Source organism: Acinetobacter gyllenbergii (assembly GCF_001682515.1).
In the GTDB taxonomy this organism is placed as follows: domain Bacteria; phylum Pseudomonadota; class Gammaproteobacteria; order Pseudomonadales; family Moraxellaceae; genus Acinetobacter; species Acinetobacter gyllenbergii.
Genome location: NZ_KV575263.1, coordinates 206,093 through 223,334 on the forward strand (window position 1 = coordinate 206,093; position 17,242 = coordinate 223,334).

18 protein-coding genes are annotated in these 17,242 nt (G+C 43.3%); 9 read left to right on the top strand and 9 right to left on the bottom strand.

Features of this window, described 5'->3' with window-relative positions:
- Nucleotides 1-141 precede the first annotated feature (141 nt).
- Together NG55_RS10080 and NG55_RS10085 are read left to right on the top strand one after the other, a co-directional pair.
- Nucleotides 142-1,215 (top strand): DNA/RNA non-specific endonuclease, encoded by a 1,074-nt coding sequence (locus tag NG55_RS10080; RefSeq protein WP_032865896.1) that lies wholly within the window; start codon nt 142-144, stop codon nt 1,213-1,215.
- Nucleotides 1,216-1,283: 68 nt separating this feature from the next.
- Nucleotides 1,284-1,526: a hypothetical protein gene (locus NG55_RS10085; RefSeq protein WP_016542953.1), complete on the top strand. Its 243-nt coding sequence runs from the start codon at nt 1,284-1,286 to the stop codon at nt 1,524-1,526.
- Nucleotides 1,527-1,572: 46 nt separating this feature from the next.
- Here NG55_RS10085 and aqpZ read toward each other — a convergent pair whose 3' ends face one another.
- Entirely contained in the window at nt 1,573-2,262 is a 690-nt protein-coding gene (aqpZ, locus tag NG55_RS10090; RefSeq protein ID WP_016542952.1) for an aquaporin Z, read from the bottom strand.
- A 175-nt stretch (nt 2,263-2,437) separates the two neighbouring features.
- Entirely contained in the window at nt 2,438-3,445 is a 1,008-nt protein-coding gene (locus tag NG55_RS10095; protein WP_016542951.1) for an AraC family transcriptional regulator, read from the bottom strand.
- A 115-nt stretch (nt 3,446-3,560) separates the two neighbouring features.
- Here NG55_RS10095 and NG55_RS10100 point away from each other — a divergent pair, with 115 nt between their 5' ends.
- A complete protein-coding gene (locus NG55_RS10100) occupies nt 3,561-4,214 on the top strand; it encodes a sterol desaturase family protein (protein WP_065343175.1) in 654 nt (217 codons plus the stop codon).
- A gap of 301 nt (nt 4,215-4,515) precedes the next feature.
- On the opposite strand, the gene hisF is transcribed toward NG55_RS10100, so the two are convergent.
- Nucleotides 4,516-5,274, bottom strand: coding sequence for an imidazole glycerol phosphate synthase subunit HisF (hisF, locus tag NG55_RS10105; RefSeq protein WP_004657307.1), 759 nt, complete (start codon nt 5,272-5,274; stop codon nt 4,516-4,518).
- 101 nt (nt 5,275-5,375) lie between these two features.
- Between hisF and NG55_RS10110 the strand changes: the two genes are divergently transcribed.
- The 3 genes from NG55_RS10110 to NG55_RS10120 are packed head-to-tail and all read left to right on the top strand — an operon-like array spanning nt 5,376 to nt 7,381.
- The gene (locus NG55_RS10110) at nt 5,376-6,326 is read left to right on the top strand and encodes a homoserine kinase (RefSeq protein ID WP_065343176.1); all 951 of its coding nucleotides are present in this window, start codon (nt 5,376-5,378) and stop codon (nt 6,324-6,326) included.
- Nucleotides 6,327-6,335: 9 nt separating this feature from the next.
- Entirely contained in the window at nt 6,336-6,953 is a 618-nt protein-coding gene (locus NG55_RS10115) for a DUF1294 domain-containing protein (protein WP_065343177.1), read from the top strand.
- Nucleotides 6,954-6,985: 32 nt separating this feature from the next.
- A complete protein-coding gene (locus NG55_RS10120) occupies nt 6,986-7,381 on the top strand; it encodes a DUF4870 family protein (RefSeq protein ID WP_065343178.1) in 396 nt (131 codons plus the stop codon).
- Nucleotides 7,382-7,415: 34 nt separating this feature from the next.
- Here NG55_RS10120 and NG55_RS10125 read toward each other — a convergent pair whose 3' ends face one another.
- Nucleotides 7,416-8,816: an LLM class flavin-dependent oxidoreductase gene (locus tag NG55_RS10125; RefSeq protein ID WP_016542946.1), complete on the bottom strand. Its 1,401-nt coding sequence runs from the start codon at nt 8,814-8,816 to the stop codon at nt 7,416-7,418.
- Between the two features lie 354 nt (nt 8,817-9,170).
- On the opposite strand from NG55_RS10125, the gene NG55_RS10130 reads away from it, so the two are divergent.
- Both NG55_RS10130 and NG55_RS10135 read left to right on the top strand, forming a co-directional pair.
- Nucleotides 9,171-10,421: an SfnB family sulfur acquisition oxidoreductase gene (locus tag NG55_RS10130; protein WP_065343179.1), complete on the top strand. Its 1,251-nt coding sequence runs from the start codon at nt 9,171-9,173 to the stop codon at nt 10,419-10,421.
- 12 nt (nt 10,422-10,433) lie between these two features.
- On the top strand, nt 10,434-11,693 hold the full coding sequence (locus tag NG55_RS10135; RefSeq protein WP_023271175.1) for an acyl-CoA dehydrogenase family protein: 1,260 nt from the start codon (nt 10,434-10,436) through the stop codon (nt 11,691-11,693).
- Between the two features lie 58 nt (nt 11,694-11,751).
- Here the strand turns inward: NG55_RS10135 and NG55_RS10140 are convergent, their stop codons facing one another.
- Nucleotides 11,752-12,594: a DMT family transporter gene (locus tag NG55_RS10140; RefSeq protein WP_378319710.1), complete on the bottom strand. Its 843-nt coding sequence runs from the start codon at nt 12,592-12,594 to the stop codon at nt 11,752-11,754.
- Between the two features lie 159 nt (nt 12,595-12,753).
- Between NG55_RS10140 and NG55_RS10145 the strand changes: the two genes are divergently transcribed.
- Nucleotides 12,754-13,305, top strand: coding sequence for a helix-turn-helix domain-containing protein (locus tag NG55_RS10145; protein ID WP_016660111.1), 552 nt, complete (start codon nt 12,754-12,756; stop codon nt 13,303-13,305).
- 65 nt (nt 13,306-13,370) lie between these two features.
- Here NG55_RS10145 and NG55_RS10150 read toward each other — a convergent pair whose 3' ends face one another.
- The 4 genes from NG55_RS10150 to NG55_RS10165 all read right to left on the bottom strand — a co-directional run bounded on the left by NG55_RS10150 (nt 13,371) and on the right by NG55_RS10165 (nt 17,145).
- Nucleotides 13,371-14,828 (bottom strand): SulP family inorganic anion transporter, encoded by a 1,458-nt coding sequence (locus tag NG55_RS10150; protein ID WP_065343180.1) that lies wholly within the window; start codon nt 14,826-14,828, stop codon nt 13,371-13,373.
- A 226-nt stretch (nt 14,829-15,054) separates the two neighbouring features.
- Nucleotides 15,055-15,786, bottom strand: a complete 732-nt coding sequence (gene hisA, locus NG55_RS10155) for a 1-(5-phosphoribosyl)-5-[(5-phosphoribosylamino)methylideneamino]imidazole-4-carboxamide isomerase (RefSeq protein WP_004803807.1) — start codon at nt 15,784-15,786, stop codon at nt 15,055-15,057.
- A 66-nt stretch (nt 15,787-15,852) separates the two neighbouring features.
- Entirely contained in the window at nt 15,853-16,521 is a 669-nt protein-coding gene (locus NG55_RS10160; RefSeq protein ID WP_081408988.1) for a 3'-5' exonuclease, read from the bottom strand.
- 90 nt (nt 16,522-16,611) lie between these two features.
- Nucleotides 16,612-17,145, bottom strand: coding sequence for a DUF805 domain-containing protein (locus tag NG55_RS10165; RefSeq protein WP_016542940.1), 534 nt, complete (start codon nt 17,143-17,145; stop codon nt 16,612-16,614).
- Between the last annotated feature and the right edge of the window lie 97 nt (nt 17,146-17,242).

Below are 17,242 nucleotides of genomic sequence, written 5' to 3' on the forward strand. Positions count from 1 at the left end.
GGCACTTTCGAGTGCCTTTTTTATTGTCTGTTGCCTGAGTGTACAGATTTGCGACATAAAATGTCGCTCTGGGCTGAAACTCAATATACACAGGGCTTTTGAGTTGCTAAGCTGCGCGTTCATATTGATTTTGATGTAGTTATGGCAAAGAAACCAACCCGAAAGAGTAAAAGCCCATTTGCTTTTTTGAGCCAAAATGTTGGAAAAATGATGTTGGCACTGGTCGCAACAGGGAGTTTTGCGATCGCATTTGGCAGTGAAAAAATTTCCAAGTTCATCCCATTTCAATCGAGTAATACGGGATGTTTAAAACAGTTTTATCGTGATGTTCCGCCTTTACTCAGCAAAGACAGTCTGAAAAAAGACAGTTATGCACTGTGTTTTAATGATTTTAATGTGATGTATTCAGGTATTTCCAAGACCCCATTATGGACAGCAGAATATCTGACCCCAGAACGCTTAAGCGTCAAAATTAAACGGGAAGATAATTTCCACGAGGAAACACGAGTAAAGCCCGCTCATCGTGCTTTATTGTCAGACTATCGTGGTTCTGGCTATGACCGTGGTCATATGGCACCGAATGGTGATATGAATAATACGGCGGCACAGTATGACAGCTTTTCTTTGGCCAATATGGTGCCACAAGCGCCGAAGAATAATCAGGAAGTGTGGCGTAAATTAGAAGAAGCGGTACGCTCGATGGTGACCAAACAGCATAAAGACGCCTATGTGCTGACAGGTCCCGTATTTGAAGGTAAACGCCTGAAAACCATTGGCAGTGGCGTGATTGTCCCGACTGCGGTTTATAAAGCGGTGTATTTACCCAAGCAAGGGATTATAGGGGCGTATTATGCACCGAATAATAATTCTCAGCAGGTCAAAGTGGTCAGTGTTTGCTATTTGGAAGAGAAACTGGGCATTAATTTATTTCCACAGTTGACCGAGCAGCAGAAACGTAACGTCTATCAGCTGCCTGTTTCTGCGCAGCAAGTGAAGCCGAATAAAGACATTAGCTATTTGCATTGGGATGGTCAGAGTCAATGTGCTGAAGATGCTAAAACCGATGCGATTCAAGCTCAGCAACGTGAGTTTAGTTCACAACCGACCAATGCCACTGAAAGTAAATTCCCGCAAATTGATGAAGAGACCAAGCAAGCCTTGATCAATCAATTGGTGAATGCTTTGGTGCAGTATTTCTTACAAATCTTGCGATAAGTACGGCTTGCAAAGTCAGTCTGCTTGGCCCATGTTGTGGTATAGATAACAACAATGAGAGGGAAACGATGTTTAAGCCTTTTGAACAGGGTGATGAGTCTTCAGCAATTTATGATCTGACCTTGGAAAATCAGGTCGATTGCGTGAGTTTATATGGCAATTTGCAGATTACCAAAGATCAATCAGGCCTTAAAACCGCAAAGGCATTGCAAAGCTTTATCAATGATGTGGTTGCGGCATTGGAGAAGGGTGATTTGCCTGAGCAGATTGAACGAAAACCTGAGCAGGATATTGAAAATCCATTCCTATAAATAAAAAAACAGCCGTTGCAGGCTGTTTTTTTATGCAAGGTGAGCTTTAGTTTTTCTCGCTACCCACCACTTTATAGATCACTGCACCAATGATGGCACCGATGATTGGCGCAACCCAGAATAACCAAAGTTGGCTGATTGCTGCTGTTTCCGCAAATAACGCAACCGCAGTACTACGAGCAGGGTTTACTGAGGTATTGGTGACTGGAATACTGATCAAGTGGATTAACGTTAAAGCTAAACCAATTGCGATTGGTGCAAAGCCCGCAGGCGCGCGACGATCTGTCGCGCCCATGATCACAATCAAGAAGAACGCAGTTAAAACCACTTCAATCAAGAACGCTGAAGCAACTGAGAAATGGTTTGGAGAAAGTTCGCCATAGCCATTAGTTGCGAAGCCGCCTGTACCAGCAAAGCCAGCTTGACCTTGGACAATAATGTAGAGTACGAATGCTGCAAGCGCACCACCAATCACTTGAGACACGATATAAGGAACTAAGTCTTTTGAATCAAAACGTCCACCGACCCATAAACCGACACTGACAGCAGGGTTAAAGTGACCACCCGAAATATGACCAAACGCATAAGCGCCAGTTAATACGGTTAAACCAAACGCAAGTGCAACGCCTAAAAAACCAATGCCAAGTTCTGGGTATGCAGCTGCAAGTACAGCACTACCACAACCACCAAAAACAAGCCAAAAGGTCCCGAGAAATTCTGCTAAATATTTGTTCATTGTTATCACCACATCAGTTATAAAAAATAAAAAAACAAGCATCCAAAATTTATTATGGATATGTTTAACCCTCGTGAAAAAATTGTGAACCAATTCACATAGGTATATAGGCTCTTATATAAAACGAGTGAAAAAAACGATCAGTTGCGAAACCGTTAGTTCATGAGTGTTTTTATTACGAATTGTAAGTTATGTTGTTGTTTCGCCACTGTTGCGGGGTTTGCCCCGTCCAAATCTTAAAAGCCCGTTGAAAAGCACTTTGTTCAGAATAACAGAGCAGTAGCGCAATTTCTTGCAAACTCAGATGAGGGTCTTTTAAATATTCGGTCGCTAGCATAAAACGAACCTGCTGTACCCGTTCTTGAAACGTGGTGTCTTGTTGTTGTAAATGGCGCTGTAATTGACGCACGGAAAGACCCAGTTTCTCGGCGATAAAATCGATCTGATATTGGTTCTTTTGTAGACCAGTCAAAATGGCATGTTGTAGCCGTTGATCGAGTTGGGTCGAATTGGGTAATTGATCCAGCAAGGCGTGGGCTTGCTGTAACAACAACTGTTGCAGCGTATGATCACCTGTTCGCAGAGGTTTAAAAGCTTCACTGACAGGGATCAGGAGTTGGGTTTTAGGCTGTTCAAAACGGACTTTACAATGGAAATACTGCTCATAAATGCTGATATTTTTAGGTGCAGCATTGACGAAATGCACTTCATGCAGATGAATGGTGTCACCCGACATAAACAGTTTAAGAAACTGCACCATCAAGGCAATCGCGATTTCATCGGTCAATTGGGTCGGATGTGGTTCAGGTGCTTCCCAGCGGATAGAGCCATAAGGTTGACTAAACTCGACCACCAGCGGGCTGCCATCATAAATTAAGCGATGAAAATCATGATAACGCGCCAAAGCTTCACCAAGATTTTCACAGGACAGGGCCAGATAGGCAATGATCCCCAAATGTTTGGGTTGTACATATTCTGCGATTTCTAAGCCTAAACCAATTTTGGGATGGCGTTGATTCAGGTCTTCAAGTAAGTCACGCCAAATCACATAATCAAAGCGTTCCTGATTTTGAATTTTTTGTAATTGTTCAGGAATTTCAATGTTTTTTGCCTCGCAGTAGGCTTTTAATAAATGCCCCAAACCGCCAAAAACTGAGCCAGTATAGTTCTTGAGTTGAGACATCCTGTCCACCTCTGATCTTGTCGTGTTTTGTCAATATAAATATATCGTATCGTCAATACTTCGCCTACAAAAATTTATATCTTGAATAAAAATAAGGAAACATTTGGAGAAAACCATGATTAAGGGTTTTATTGCAGGTTTAGCGGTTGCCAATGCATTTGAATGGTTTGCGCATAAATATATTTTGCATGGGGTACATCGTTCGGGTCAGCCACGTTATAGCCCTGTACCGAAAAGCATGGAGTCGCATTGGGCACATCACCGTGAAGTACGTAAGCAGGAGTTTTCAGATGATTGCTATGTTGAGGGCGTGGAGCATTGGCGTACCCGCAACGAAATCATGTCATTGGCTGTGGTGGCTGGCGTTGCCAGTGTGGCGTTTTACCCAATCTCAAAAGGCATGTCTTTAGCGGCACTATATAGTGCGGGTAACTATTATTATGTGCATCGTCGTGCACATTTAGAGCCTGATTGGGCAAAACGAACCATTCCTTGGCATTATGATCACCATATGAATTCCAACCAAGATGCCAACTGGTGTGTAACGCGTCCGTGGTTTGATTATGTGATGGGTACCCGAGTGGTCTCTTCTACGGATCTCAAAGAAGCCAATCCTTTAGGTATTCCATTGCCAGCCGCATTGTCTAAAGCACTGACTCAAGCGGTGGAAGCGGTATTCCCGGTGAAGTGGGTCGAGCAGAAACCCAAATTGGTGGCATCGCCTGCAAAGCCAACCGAGGCAGAAGCAAAACAAGAATCGGTGGCTTAAACTGAATAGATGTTGGGGAGTAAGCTTTTTATTGACAAATCATGACATCAAGCCTGAGGTTTTGTCGTGAATTGTCAATAAAATTGGTTTTTAATGTCAATATCTTTGTGTATTTTCTCGCTAATTTAGCTCAAGCATTTTAAGTGCTCAGAATTTGTTCAAAATAACGAGATGATGCTTACCCTCTAGCGTTGTATAACGCAGTTTCCATACCTTGCTCAGCAAGGTATTTTTTTGTCCATATATCGCTATTTTTAAATAAAAAAACCTCTTCTGCGAGAGGTTTTTTTATCGTAAAGAGTTAGAGACGCATCTCAATGCCTTGTGCGGCAAGATATTGTTTTGCCTCTGGAATGGTGTGTTGACCAAAGTGGAAAATAGAAGCAGCCAGTACTGCATCTGCACCACCTTTTAAGATACCATCGGCCAAATGTTGTAAATTACCGACACCACCCGAAGCAATGGTCGGGATATTGACGCGATCATTAATTTGACGCATCAAGGCAATGTCATAACCTGCTTTAGTACCATCGGCATCCATACTGGTAATTAACAATTCACCTGCACCGAAGTCGGCCATTTTCACCGCCCATTCAATCGCATCGATGCCTGTTGGCTTACGACCACCGTGGGTAAAAATTTCCCACTTGTTTTCTCCCGTTTTTTTGGCATCAATCGCGACCACGATACATTGTGCGCCAAAGCGTTGTGAGGCTTCTTGGACAAACTCAGGGGTAAAGACCGCAGCTGAGTTGATACTGACTTTGTCCGCACCTGCATTCAACAATAAACGAATATCTTCAACTTTACGAACCCCACCACCGACAGTTAGGGGGACAAAAACGCTTTCTGCCATACGTTCTACAGTACGGTAAGTGGTGTCGCGTCCATGATGGGTAGCAGTAATATCTAAAAAGGTAATTTCATCGGCACCTTGTTCGTTATAACGACGCGCCACTTCAACAGGGTCGCCTGCGTCACGAATATCAAGGAATTGAACGCCTTTGACGACTCGACCATTATCAACATCTAAGCAAGGGATAATACGTTTTGCGAGCATAAAATTTTCCAAAAAATCGCCAATAAAGAAAGGGGTGCTACACCTTCATGGAGGGAACAGGTATTCTATCAAACTTCACAGCTATTTTTTGCAGGTTTTCCATGTCGGTTTATACCCCGTTGAGTTTAGAAGAAGTTCAAGCCTTTGCTGAGCCTTATGGTTTAGCGGTGATTGACCTGATTCCAATCCAAGGCGGTATTCAAAACACCAATTATTTTTTGGTGGATCAATCACAGAAACACTATGTTTTGACGGTTTTTGAAGAATTAGATGCTGAAGGTGCAGGTGAACTGGTACCTGTACTGGATTGTTTGGGTGAGGCAGGTGTGCCTGTGGCAGTGCCTTTAAAGCATAGTGGGCAGGCCATTCATACTATTGCTGATAAGCCTGCGCAAATTGCACCGCGCTTGATGGGTGAGCATCCTGAAGACGCCAGCATTATCCAAATTCAGGCGATTGCCCAAGCACAGGCAAAATTGCATTTGGCCTTACAAGGCTTTCCTTTAGAACGTGATTTCAACCGTAATCATCAATATTGGTCAGATGTCGCTGAGCAACTTAAACCAGAAATGAATGCGCAAGATCAGGCGCTATTGGCACAGGTGTTCCAGCAGTTTGCGGCAATTACCCAGCAGCATCCAGATCGTCCGACGGGCTTTATTCATTCAGATTTATTCAGAGATAACACCTTGTTTGAAGGCGATCAACTACAAGGTATTCTTGATTTTTATGAATTGAATCAAGATGAATGGTTGTTTGATATTGCGATCAGTATCAATGACTTTTGTACTGCTTATCCTCAAGCACATTTAGATCAAGCCAAGGCCGATGCCTTTCTTGCAGCATATCAAAGCGTTCGTCTACTGACTGCAGATGAGTTGGCTTGTTTAAACATTTTCTTGGCAATGGCGGCGTGCCGTTTCTGGAGTATGCGTTTACAAGTGGCGCAGAAAAATGCTGAGCAAGGGCGTACTGGGGATGATATTTTGCAAAAAGATCCGCTGGAAATGCGCATGATGTTACAAGACCGTCTACAACGAATCACAGCTTAGGAAACAGACATGCGAGATCAAGGTCGTTTAGTTGAATGGTTTGATGATAAGGGTTATGGCTTTATCCAACCCAATGACACCACAAAAGAGCGTGTTTTTATTCATATTAAAGACTTTGCTCGCACTGGGCCAAGACCCTTGGTCGGCTGTGCCTTGGAATATATGGTGATTCTGGATGAGCGCGGTCGTTATCGCGCTCAACAGGCGACGTATTTGAAAGCATCGCAGGTGATTGAGCATCGTGCTCGTCCGAGTCAGCCTAAGCCGTCGAAACGTTGGTCTGCGATGCAGATTGGTATTGTGATTTATATTGTATTCATGGTGATTGCAAGTTTGAGCAAATTATTGCCACCTTACACTTTTCTGTTCGTGAGCTTGATGAATGTGCTGAGCTATTGGCTTTACGCGCAAGATAAAGAGGCGGCACAATTGGGCAATCGACGCATCCCAGAACAGACTTTACATATTGTGGACGCTTTGGGTGGATGGTGCGGTGGTTGGCTTGCCCAGCAAAAACTGAGACATAAAACACAAAAACAACCGTTTGGTAAGATTTATTTCTGTACCATAGTCTTCCATATATTATTGATATGTTGGTTAATTTCTCCACTCAATGTGTTTTATTGATCGGGGAGCTTTGTTTCTGGAGATAAATAAAAATGAATTATTCCGTTGATCAAGACCCAAACCGTACTTTAACTTTGGTGTTATATGTACTTTATATCATTGCGATTTTTACTGGTGGTCTATTGGCAATCATTGCCTTGATCATCAACTATGTCAAACGCAGTGATGTAAAAGGCTCGATTTTTGAAAGTCACTTTACTTGGCAAATCCGCACCTTCTGGTGGTATTTGGCGTGGAATATTATTGCCTTTATTCCGTTCTCATTCTTGTTTTTTACTGGTGATAACGGGACGGCCTTTGCAGGTGTTGCGATTTCTGCAACCACTTTTGCCTTTGCGGTGATTTTTGGGGCATGGGTGTGGATCGTGTATCGTGCCATCCGTGGCTTAATTGCTTTAAATGACAATAAACCGATGTATCAAGACTAACATTGATCAGCACTCGCTTGGGTCGTGTAGCGCACTAAGCGAGTTCTATCGTGTTGTTGATTTTCGCTGCTGAATGATAGCGATAGTTTGCCCCGCGATGCGGTTCGGTCAGCAAAGGGCCTTGCCCAAATAGCTTCTCTCGTAATGTCCCTTTGGTATATTCAGTTGCATAGACACCGCGTTGTTGTAACTCAGGCACCAAATACTCCACCACATCCTCAAAAGTCTGATGCGCCAAAATATAGGCCAAGTTAAAGCCGTCAATATCGGTTTCTTCGGTCCATGCTTGGAGTTGATCAGCCACAGTGGCAGCAGCACCCACCAAGATTGGGCCATTGCCGCCAATACTGGTAAATTTCGCAATCTCTTCAATGGTCCAGATCCGATTTGGATCTGCTTTGACATAAGAGTCGAGCATGGATTGAATCGCATCGGTATGAATATATTCCACTTTGTCTTCGGCATGAAATTGTGAAAAATCAACGCCAGACCAGCCTGATGCTAAAGTTAAGCCGCCGTGATAGCTGGCGTAGCTTTGATAGTCTTTAAATTTTGCTTGGGCCTTGGCATCGCTTTCATCCACTACGATGGACAGCATGGTGTAGATCAAAATCGAATGGGGGTCTTTGCCTTGTTCAATCAGTTTGGAACGAATACCTTGGACCAGCTTTTTCACGGCTGCTTTGGTCGGTGCCGAAATAAACACACATTCTGCATTTTGGCTGGCAAATAATTGTCCGCGACTGGATGCACCTGCTTGATAGAGTACAGGGGTACGTTGTGGTGATGGTTCACAAATATGAATACCCGGAACACTGAAATACTGACCTTGATGATTGATCGGATGGACTTTGCGATGATCCGCAAAAATCCCTCGTTCTTTATCACGCAGCACTGCATCTTGTTCCCAAGAACCTTCCCAGAGTTTGTAAAGCACTTCGAGATATTCATCGGCGATGTCATAACGTTGATCATGGCTGACTTGAGTTTTAAGACCTAAGTTTTTTGAGCCACTTTCCAAGTATGAGGTGACGATGTTCCAACCGATACGGCCTTTGGTCAAATGATCCAAAGTACTCATACGCCGTGCAAAAGGGTAGGGATGTTCAAAAGAAATCGAGGTAGTGAGACCGAAACCTAGATGTTCGGTCACTGCCGCCATAGCTGGTACGATTTGCAAGGGATCGTTGACGGGAACTTGCACGGCACCTGTGAGCGCATGTTCTGCGGATTGATGGTAAACATCATAAATGCCTAAAACATCGGCAATAAATACCCCATCAAACTTGCCACGCTCTAAAATCTTGGCTAAATCGGTCCAATATTCGAGGTCTTTATATTCAGTCGAGCGATCTAGTGGATGACGCCATAAGCCTGGCGATTGATGCGCAATACAGTTCATTTCAAAGGCATTAAATCTAATTTTCTTGGTCATATCGCTCTATCGTATATCAATCGTTTTTGTTGATATTAATGAATAATGCTCGTATTGATTAATCATAAAAAAATAAATCTTTATCACAAATGTATTTAACGGGGTTTTGGATTGTGGTTTGAATGGTTATTTTTGATTGAATTCAAAATATTATTTAATTTTTACTTGAGTGCGGTGTATTGACGTATGGTGTCGTTATTTTGAGTTTTTCTTTTGATTTTAAATGGTTTTTAATTATTAAGCGATGATTTTTGGGTTATTTAAAATAAAACGATTAGTTTCTATATTTAATTTATAAATAGGCAATAAAAATAATGCTAGTTTATTTTGGAGTTGAGAAAGTGAGTATTTATAATGACCTCAAAAATAGAAATAAAACTGGAAGATGCACAGAGTATTCCACAAGATTTTTATCTGAATAATGCACCAGCACATGTGATTGCTTCAGATCAAGAAGCCATTGCTGTGGCGCATCGCGTAGCGGCTGCTTTTGCCAAAGAGGCTGCAAAGCGTGATCATGAGCGTAAGTTACCCTTGCAAGAAATCCAGCAATATTCTGCCTCGGGTCTGTGGGGAATTAATATTCCGAAACAGTTCGGGGGGGCAGGGGTGAGTTATAAAACTCTAGCTGAGGTGGTGACCATCATTTCCAGTGCAGATTCATCTTTAGGGCAAATTGCCCAAAATCATTGGGCCTTTTTAGAACATATCCGCTTAGATGCTTCACTTGAGCAGCAGCAGTTCTTCTTCGATCAAGTGCTGCAAGGCAAGCGTTTAGGCAATGCATTCTCTGAAAAAAACTCGAAAACCGTCGCAGATTTGACCACCAAAATTGAATTTCATGATGATTATGCGGTGATTAGTGGTCAGAAATTTTTTGCCACAGGCGCATTATTGGCACATTGGATTCCAGTGGTTGCTGTGAGTGACGATGGTAAAGTATTTGCCGCACTGGTACCTCAACATAGCCCAGGTTTGACCATTGTAAATGACTGGAGCAGTTTTGGTCAGCGCACTACAGCCAGTGGCAGCGTACAGCTCGATCAAGTCCGAGTCGATTTGAAATACGTTGTTCCGATTCATCAGGCATTTGAACGCCCAACCGCAGCAGGTGCAATTTCACAAATTATTCAATCCGCTGTTGATGCTGGGATTGCACGTGGGGCCATTGAGGAAACTATCCGTTATGTGCGTGAGCATGCCCGTCCTTGGATTGACTCCGGTTTGGAGTTTGCCAGCCAAGACCCCTATACCATTAGTAATATTGGCGAACTGAAAATTAAACAGCGTGCAGCCGAGGCGGTTTTAGCTTTGGCAGGTGAGGCGATTGATCGTGTTTTGGCCAATCCGACTGAAGACACTGTCGCTGAGGCGACCTTACTCACGGCTGAATCGAAAGTGCTGACCACGGAAATTGCATTGTTGGCGGCCAATAAATTATTTGAGTTGTCGGGTACGCGTTCAACCCTATCGGAGTTGAATCTGGATCGGCATTGGCGTAATGCACGAACCCATACCCTACATGATCCTGTGCGTTGGAAGTTCAATCTGGTGGGTAATTATTATCTGAATGGTGTGGCACTGCCACGTCATGCGTGGAGCTAAGAGGGCGTTATTATGACAAGTCAAAGCAATCAAAATCTTGCCTTGGGTGCACATTATGAACAGGTGGCGGCGAAGTTCCGTCCGATTTTCCAACGCATTGCAGAAGGTGCTTTAGCACGGGAAAAAAACCGAGCATTGCCCTATGAACCGATTCAATGGTTAAAACAGGCAGGCTTTGGTGCGGTACGAGTGCCAGTCGCTTTTGGCGGTGATGGTGTTTCACAAAAGCAATTGTTTCAGTTGTTGATTGAGCTTGCTCAGGCAGATTCCAATGTGGTTCAGGCCTTACGGGGGCATTTTGCTTTTGTCGAAGACCGTTTAAATGCCCAAAAAACGGAACCTCAGACCTTATGGTTCGAACGCTTTGTCCGTGGAGAGATTGTGGGTAATGCATGGACGGAAATTGGTCAAGTTGAAATCGGTGATGTGGCGACCCGTGTCACGGCAGCACCAGATGGAAAACTCCGTGTGAATGGTCAGAAGTATTATTCCACAGGTACGATATTCGCTGACTGGATTGATCTCTTCGCTTTGGATGAAACTACCAATCAGCATGTGATTGCTGCGGTGTCCACGCAAGCAGAAGGCATTGATGTTGTGGATGATTGGGATGGCTTTGGGCAAAAAACCACGGGCAGCGGCACACTGAGCTTAAGCAATGTGGAGATTGCCCGAGATCATATTTTGGTTTTTGAACACCGCTTTAAATATCAAACAGCCTTTTATCAAGTGGTTCATCTAGCCACTCTGGCGGGTATTGCACAAAGTGCAGTAGAAACTTTTAAGCAGGAAGTGCGCCAGCGAACCCGAATCTATAGTCATGGCAATGCCAGCCTGGTACGTGACGATGCTCAAATCCTACAAGTGATTGGCAAAGCGTCTGCACAGGCTTATGCGGCGCAAACGATTGCACTGGGTACTGCTGAAGCCCTAGATGCTGCGTATTTACAACATTTTCAGAATGATGAACAGGCTGAACTGGAGGCTAATGAGCGTGCTGAATTAGTATCAGCACAGGGGCAAGTGGTGATTGCGGAGTTGGTCTTGAATTTGAGTACCGAATTGTTTAATGCCTTGGGGGCATCGGCCAGTAGTACTGACAAGCAATTAGACCGTTTTTGGCGCAATGCCCGTGTGGTCGCCTCACACAATCCATTAGTCTATAAACAGAAAGTGATTGGTGATTGGGAAGTGAATCAGGCGCCATTGCCTTATGTCTGGCAGATTGGCAAGAGCCCTGTTGCTGCGGAGCAAAAACAAATCCCTGCTTAGGAGGCCCAGTGCACAACAGTTTTTTTTTCTATAAAACCAGTTGTGCACGTTTCTATATTTATTTATTTTCTGGCAGTTGTTTCTTCGCAAAAAATTTAAATTTTAGTTCGCTAACGAGAATACCAAGCACAACCAATAAGCCACCCAATAAGGCCAATAAAGTTAAGCGTTCTCCTGCAATACGACCGATTACACCCGCCCATACTGGTTCACCAGCATATATAATCGCAGCACGGGTTGGGTCCACCATGCGTTGTGCCCAGTTCATCACAAACTGAATCAAAGCGCTGGCCAGACCTAAAGCCACAGCAATAATCAACAAGCCCCATGAGAAATTGGGAATGCTGTGTTCGCCAACCATGGGCATACTGGCAAAAGAGAGTAATGATGCGACCGCCAATTGAATCACGGTGACCCGTCTCAAATTAACTTTCCCAGCAAAATAACCAATCAGGATAATTTCTAAAGCAACAGCAAAAGCACAGATCAAGGTAAGTACTTGGCCATAACTGAAGCTAATATTTGAAAAACCATTACCCGTTAAAAAGATCAATCCTATAAAGGCCAACGCTGTGCCGACCCATGTCATCAAAGATGGTCTTTTTTGGAAGATCACCCACATCAAAATGGGGACGAGAGGGACATAAAGCGCGGTTAGAAAAGCAGATTCACTGCTCAGAATCGTTTGGAGTCCAATGGTTTGCGTGCCATAACCAATGGCAATCAGAACGCCTATCGCTGTGCCTGCCATGGTCTCTTTGAAGGTTAGACCACGCATCGATTTCATTGAAATCAAGAAAATCGCCAAGGTCGCAACGGCAAAACGACAACCCACGAAAAACATTGGCGTACTAAAGTTCAGTGCATATTGCACCGCTAAAAAGGTGCCACCCCAAATCATGGTAATCACAATAAGTGCAAATTGTGCGGCTTTAGGTGATTGCGATAAAGCAGTCAAGACATCGCTCCAGGTAGATATAGTGCAATATACTGCACATATTGCATTGCTTTATACTATTGTGCAATATATTGCTCATATTTTTATTTGTTGTGATTGTCGATGAGTCATTCAGAGGTGGTATTGGAGTATGTCGGACAAAATATCCGCCTTTTCCGAACGGAACGTCAATTGAGTCAGCAGGAGTTGGCAGATCAAGCTGGCGTTAGTCGCCGTACCATTGCAGCCTTAGAAACTGGGCAAGTCAATATTAGTTTGGCCAAGTTGGATGCGATTGCAACAGCTTTGGCCGTGGACTTTAAAAGATTGGTCAGTGCGTCGGACTTAAATGAATCTGCAATTGTGAATAGCTTGGCTTGGCAAGGGCAGTTTCCTGAAAGTCGGGCAACTTTGCTCGCAGCTGTACCTACGCATGCGCAGGTGGAATTATGGAACTGGACTTTAGCAGTTGGAGAGGTGTATCAGGCGGAAGCGGATCAAAAAGGCTGGCAAGAATTGATTTATGTCTTAGAGGGAGAATTAACGCTTTCGTTTGAACAGGAAAATCGAGTACTTCAGGCAGGCGAATCGATTTTATTTGAGAGTTCTGTCAATTATCGTTATCTCAATCAAGGAAGTAGCACCGTTCGCTTTATCCGAAACGTGATTTATTAATACTCAAAACGTGCTTAAGTTTGATTGCTTAAGCACGTTTAGCATTTGTGGCTATTTATGCCAACTTAGCTTGAGCGTTGATGCGTTCCATACTTATCAATCATGATCGAGCTGGCCTCATTCAAACCTCGTACCATGACATGCACGCCTTTACGCTGGAATTTATGCACCACACTGTCGATCATGGCCACTGAAGTGACATCCCAAATATGCGAATGGCTTAAATCAATAATGACTTCTTTTACATCTTCATTGAAATCAAAACTTTGCATAAATTTTTCTGAAGAGCTAAAGAAAATCTGACCTTTTAGATCATAAACGCGTGCCTGATTTTCAAAATATCGCTCAACTCGAATGTCCTGTTCTAATTTATTGGCAAGGAATAAAGCCGACAGTAATACGCCTGTGAGTACGCCCAAGGCTAAATTATGAGTCGCAACCACCACAACCACGGTTGCAAGCATTACGATATTACTGCTGATCGGATTCTTGCTAAAACTGCGAATAGATTTCCATTCAAAGGTACTGATCGAGACCATGATCATCACAGCAACCAAAGCGGCCATAGGTATCACCTTTAACCAGTCGCTGATAAATACCACTAAGATGAGGAGGAATATTCCTGCCGAGAAGGTCGATAAACGGGTCAATCCGCCTGATTTGACGTTAATCATCGATTGCCCAATCATGGCACAGCCTGCCATGCCACCCATAAAGCCAGAAGCGATATTGGCAATACCTTGACCCTTACATTCTTGGAATTTATCGCTTGGTGTATCGGTCATTTCATCAATAATCGTCGCCGTCATCATGGACTCAAGCAAACCGACTGCAGCTAAAGCAACAGCATAGGGAAAGATGATTTTTAGGGTTTCAACGTTAAGGGGGATATCTGGAATTAAGAAGACGGGAAGTGTATCGGGTAATGAACCCATATCTCCCACCGTACGAATATCAATGCCAAAATAGATGGCGAGCAAAGTTACTGTAATGATACAGACCAATGGCGAGGGTAATAATGTTCCGATTTTCGGAAGTAGCGGAAATGCATAGATAATGATGAGGCCTAACAGTACCAAGGCATAAACCTGCCATGTGACATTGATCAATTCAGGCAGTTGCGCCATAAAGATCAAAATTGCCAGTGCATTGACGAATCCAATCACCACAGATTTGGATACGAAACGCATCAGTTTCGCCAGCTTTAGATAGCCCGCGATAATTTGCAATACCCCTGTGAGCAAGGTGGCAGCCAGCAGATATTGTAAACCATGCTCTTTGACCAAACTGGCCATGACCAAGGCCATTGCACCTGTTGCGGCTGAAATCATGGCAGGGCGACCACCAACAAAAGCAATCACCACGGCAATACAGAATGAAGCATATAAACCGACTTTGGGGTCGACCCCTGCAATAATAGAGAAGGCGATGGCTTCTGGGATCAGTGCTAAACCGACAACCAGTCCAGCCAAAATATCCGCACGGATATTGGAGAACCATTGCGCTCGAATATTGGAAAACATAGAAATAGCCTATTTTTTAGGAATTTTTAAAGGCTAGTGATGTGATATACAGACACACGACTACACCACATCACTAGACAGTGATGAGTTAATACATAGGGCATGTAAAACTTAAGGTGGCGTAAGCATCATGTGAGCAGAGAGGGCTTTATTTGAACTGGTGCTAGCATAGCACCCAAGGGGATAAAGCTCTAGCGATTGTTACAATAACTAGAGCCTGAAACGATTAGAGTGATTGCTGGTCTAGCAATAATTGTGCTTCACGAAGACTTAAAGTACCTTCATAGATAGCACGACCTGTAATCGCACCCAAAATCCCTTTTTTGTCTTTGAGGTTACGTACATCGTCCAAATTGGTGACACCGCCAGAAGCAATCACAGGCAGACCAGAATAGTTGGCCAAGTTCACGGTTTGTTCAACGTTTACACCTTGCATCATGCCATCACGCGCAATATCGGTATACACAATACTCGATACGCCAGCATCAGCAAAACGTTTAGCAAGGTCAGTCGCTTTTACATCAGTCACATTGGCCCAACCATCAGTCGCAACCATGCCATTGATCGCATCAATCCCCACAATGATATGACCCGCGAAGCGTTTGCATGCTTCTTCAACAAATTCAGGCTCTTTCACGGCTTTGGTGCCAATAATCACGAAAGAAACGCCCGCTTCCAAATAGTGCTCGATGGTTTCAAGTGAACGAATACCACCCCCAATTTGAATTGGAAGTTCAGGTTGTGCGCGCGCAATGGCTTCAACCACGGGTTTATGAATTGGCGTACCTGCGAAAGCACCATTTAAATCGACTAAATGTAAACGACGTGCGCCTTCATCCACCCAATGTTGTGCAGTTGCCACAGGGTCTTCAGAGAAAACGGTATCGTCTTCCATACGTCCTTGTTTTAAACGGACACATTTACCATCTTTCAGGTCAATTGCTGGGATGATTAGCATGCTTTCGCTCCTTGCATCATCATAGAGTTTAAATTGGCTACATCTTAGCAAAATATTGGTCAATCGCTAAGCCTTGTCTGCTGAACCTTCCAGTATTCTGCTGATTTGTTGCAATAATTGGGTTGTGAGTAATTGTTGCTGATACAGTTGCTCGAAGCAAAGCAGTGCGGCATAGGCATCTGCTGCGGCATAATTGATTTGTTGTGGGCTGAGATGTTGAACAGACCAGTTTGAAGTACTGATTTTTTTACTTTTGGCAAAATAACGCTGAAAAAGCAGCGCGATTGCTGTTTGAATTCCGACTTGGCTACGATAACCAAAACTTGTAAAGCTCTTGGATAGGTCAATCATTGCATTACACTGAATACCTTTGCGACGGAAGATATGGGTATCATTTTTTAATCCAAAGCCAACTTTGAGTTGTTGTTCATTTTCAAGGATTGGTTTGAGGAAGGCTAAAATTTCAGCACTGATTTGGAACAGATAAGCTTGGTTTGGTGTTGCCAGCTGGATCAGGTGAGGACCAGTCGATTGCTCGCCGACTTTGAAGGTCGGTTTAGATTCGGTGTCGAAACCAAAAACTTGAATAGATGCGAGTTCCGCTTGAATGGCCTTGCACTGTGCAGGTGTTTGAATCACCAAGATACGATCTGTGCTTGGATTCTGAAATGCAGGCAAGGCGCGAATGTATTCTTTGCTTAAAGGAGGAGTGTGTTGAGGCGTATCCATTTGCATTAAAAGCTCAAAGCGTTTGATTGAGCTTAAAGGGTTTTATTGAAATAAAAAAGCCAAGTCACAACACTTGGCTTTTTTTACGAGTAAGCCTTAATTCTGCTGTTCCATTTGAATGTGCTGGCTTCTTTGTACATAGTCTTGATAAGCAGGTATCGAAATTGCTGCCAAAATACCGAAAATAAAAGCAAGCGGGATGATAATGATATAAATCCAGCCTAAAACTTTTTCCCAATCAGATGTTATTCGCGCCAAACCAAAGTTATTTTCTCCATCTGTTCCTTTAGCACAAAATAGATAAATCATAAGAAATAAATTTGCTAAAGGCACAATCATGAGCAGGGATAACCAGCCACTTTGATTTCGATCATGTAAGCGACGGATTGTAAAAATAAAAGATAGATAAATAAACCCAATATATACAATTGCCACTACGAGAATGAGGAAGATTGGAAAGTTAGGTTCTTGCGGACTACCTGCTGTAAATAGTCCTGATGACAGGGCAAGTGCGAAGAAAATAATAAAGAAAATAATACTACTTAAAAATGTCCAAGCAGCATAGGATAGTCGGCCAAAGCGACCTTTGGGGCTCAGTGGGTGATCCACGGTTTGAGTTGATGAAGTCATTGTTATTCCTATCTAAGTGTTTTTATGGGTGTTGTAAAATTTGAAAAATGTATGCATTAGAATAATAAAGAAAAATTTTCTAAATTAAAGCTTAATT